Origin of the sequence: Bergeriella denitrificans NBRC 102155 (assembly GCF_001592185.1) — a bacterium.
GTDB classification, from domain to species: domain Bacteria; phylum Pseudomonadota; class Gammaproteobacteria; order Burkholderiales; family Neisseriaceae; genus Neisseria; species Neisseria denitrificans.
In genome coordinates this window covers 1-2,415 of record NZ_BCWL01000266.1, presented here as the reverse complement: position 1 = coordinate 2,415, position 2,415 = coordinate 1, and the positions used below count along the sequence as shown (strand labels likewise).

Annotated in this window: 5 protein-coding genes; 4 read left to right on the top strand and 1 reads right to left on the bottom strand. The window is 56.3% G+C overall.

The window, feature by feature from the left end; all coding sequences use genetic code 11:
* Positions 1-86 precede the first annotated feature (86 nt).
* The 4 genes from clpP to BDE01S_RS10030 all read left to right on the top strand — a co-directional run bounded on the left by clpP (position 87) and on the right by BDE01S_RS10030 (position 2,098).
* On the top strand, positions 87-707 hold the full coding sequence (gene clpP / locus BDE01S_RS10045; RefSeq protein ID WP_066081078.1) for an ATP-dependent Clp endopeptidase proteolytic subunit ClpP: 621 nt from the start codon (positions 87-89) through the stop codon (positions 705-707).
* 232 nt (positions 708-939) lie between these two features.
* Complete coding sequence (locus BDE01S_RS10040) at positions 940-1,374, top strand: DUF883 family protein (protein WP_066081075.1); 435 nt, start codon at positions 940-942, stop codon at positions 1,372-1,374.
* A gap of 74 nt (positions 1,375-1,448) precedes the next feature.
* Entirely contained in the window at positions 1,449-1,850 is a 402-nt protein-coding gene (locus BDE01S_RS10035; RefSeq protein WP_066081080.1) for a phage holin family protein, read from the top strand.
* Positions 1,847-2,098, top strand: a complete 252-nt coding sequence (locus BDE01S_RS10030; RefSeq protein WP_066081072.1) for a hypothetical protein — start codon at positions 1,847-1,849, stop codon at positions 2,096-2,098. The genes BDE01S_RS10035 and BDE01S_RS10030 overlap by 4 nt, the downstream gene beginning before the upstream one ends.
* 105 nt (positions 2,099-2,203) lie before the next feature.
* On the opposite strand, the gene BDE01S_RS11615 is transcribed toward BDE01S_RS10030, so the two are convergent.
* Positions 2,204-2,415, bottom strand: a 212-nt coding sequence (locus BDE01S_RS11615) for a hypothetical protein (RefSeq protein WP_218015873.1), incomplete at its 5' end; no start/stop codon positions are given.

The window sequence follows — 2,415 nt, the reverse complement described above, 5'->3', positions numbered from 1 at the left end:
TCTCATTTTTATTTTATTCGACTATAAAAAGCACCAAAGCAGCGTCAAGCGTGCCGAGGTGCTTTTCACCATTCGAGGAAACCGAAATGACTCCAGATTTTCAAAACTACTTAGTCCCCACCGTGATTGAGCAGAGCGGCCGCGGCGAGCGCGCATTCGACATCTACTCCCGCCTGCTGAAAGAGCGCATCATCTTCCTGACCGGCCCCGTCAACGACCAATCCGCCAATCTGGTCGTCGCCCAATTACTGTTTTTGGAAAGCGAAAACCCCGACAAAGACATTTTCCTGTACATCAACTCCCCCGGCGGCTCCGTCAGCGCCGGCATGTCGATTTACGACACCATGAATTTCATCAAGCCCGACGTCTCCACCCTATGCATGGGCATGGCCGCCAGCATGGGCGCATTCCTGCTCTCCGCCGGCGCCAAAGGCAAACGCTTCGCCCTGCCCAACAGCCGCGTTATGATTCACCAGCCGCTGATTAGCGGCGGGCTGTCCGGCCAGGCATCGGATATCGAAATCCACGCCAAAGAGCTGCTGAAAACCAAAGCCAAATTAAACCGCCTGATTGCCGAACACACCGGCCAGGATTTGGAAAAAGTCGAGCGCGACACCGACCGCGACAACTACATGACCGCCGAAGAAGCGCAGGAATACGGCTTAATCGACCAAGTACTGAGCCGCCGCGATGCCCTGGGCAAATAACGCCGCAAACCCCAAAGCCGCCTCCGGGCGGCTTTTTTACGCCCGCAAAATCAGCCAAAAGACTGAAAAGCCTTGTAAATTCATGCAATACGGCTTGTCCCGTCGCCCTAAACTTCCCTATAGTGATGCTTATCCATCAAACGGATAGCCGTACAAACCGACATTCGGCAGGCAGCAAACCGCATCCGAGCCGGGTTTAAACGGCCGCACACCACCCAAAAAGGAGACGACCATGAGCAAACACGATTTTGAAGCCCGCCGCGAAGCCCTGCTGAAAGACATCCGCACCGTTATGGACGATGTCGAAGCCCTGTACAAAAACAGCGGCGAAGCCGGCAGCGAGCAAGCCAAACAGATTAAAGCCGAATTGCAGAAAAAAATGGATGCCGCCAAAGCGCAACTCTCCCGCTTTGAAGACGAGTTCTCCGACAAGACGCAGCAGTTTGCCAAACACGCCCGCCGCCGCTACGAAGACTTGGAAGACCAAGCCGGCGAATACTGGGCGCAAGGCAAAAAACACGTTTCCGAGTTCAGCCGCGAAGCCGACCGCTACATCAAAGAGCAAAGCACCCGCGCCGACCAAACCGTGCGCGACAAACCCTACCACGCCATCGGCTTGGCCGCACTGGCCGGCTTGGTGGTCGGTATCCTGATTAACCGCCGCTGATGCCCCTGCCGTCTGAAAAACCGCATTTTTCAGACGGCATTTTTCACCGCACCGACCCACGGCAAAGAGACATTATGGAAATACGGGAAAAAATCGACCACGCCAAAATCCTGCTGAACGAAGGGCTGGACCTGATGCTGCTGCGCCTGCGCCTGCTCCATCTGGACTTATCCGACCAAGCCGCCAACTTCCTGCGCATCGCCGCCGCCTTACTCGTGTGCGCCGTGTTGCTGCTGGTCGCACTCATCAGCCTGCTGTTCGGCCTTAACCGCATTTTGGACGGCGATGCCGCGCTGTGGACGTTTTTCGGCATCAGCGCCGGCACCGTGCTGCTCATCGCCCTGCTGCTGCTCAGACTGAGCGCAGGCTGGCGCAAGCAAAGCAGCCAAATCGCCGCCACCCTGCAAGACATCCGCACCGACCTCGCCTACCTGCGCGGCGAAGCGGAACGGCCATCATCGGGAGAACCTTCATGACGGAACGCCATCAAGAACGCGAGCTGCTCGAGCTGGAAATCAAACTGGCGCGCCTGAAAGTCAGCGCCGCCCATGCCCGCGCCCGCCAAAAAAACTGCAGCCGCAGCCATCTCCTGCCCGAGCTGCTTGGCATCGGCGGCAGCCTCTACGCCGCCCGCGCCCGCAGCGGCAAATCCGCATCCACTCCCGGCCTGCTGCTGACCCTGCTCTGGCGGCTGCTCCGCCGCGAAATCAGCAGCCGGAAATAGACCGTATCCGCCGTCATCCGGTTTACCCGATCACTGCGTGCAGGCCGATACGGAAAAGCATTTGTTTGATACTCAAAAAAGCCGTCTGTTTTCAGACGGCTTTTTTTAGACACGCATTCCTTCCGCCCTAAAAAGAAGAGCAAACAGCGTCATAGCAAATACATCAAAATTTAAACAAAAAATCCATGTACCGCCTGCCGATGACTGTACCGGTCCGTCAATCTCCATTTGCAGGCAGAAATAAGCGTAGGGTGGGCAACTCGTTGCCCACCGCTTCAAAAGATCATTACCGTTATAGTCATTTAAAATAAGAATGG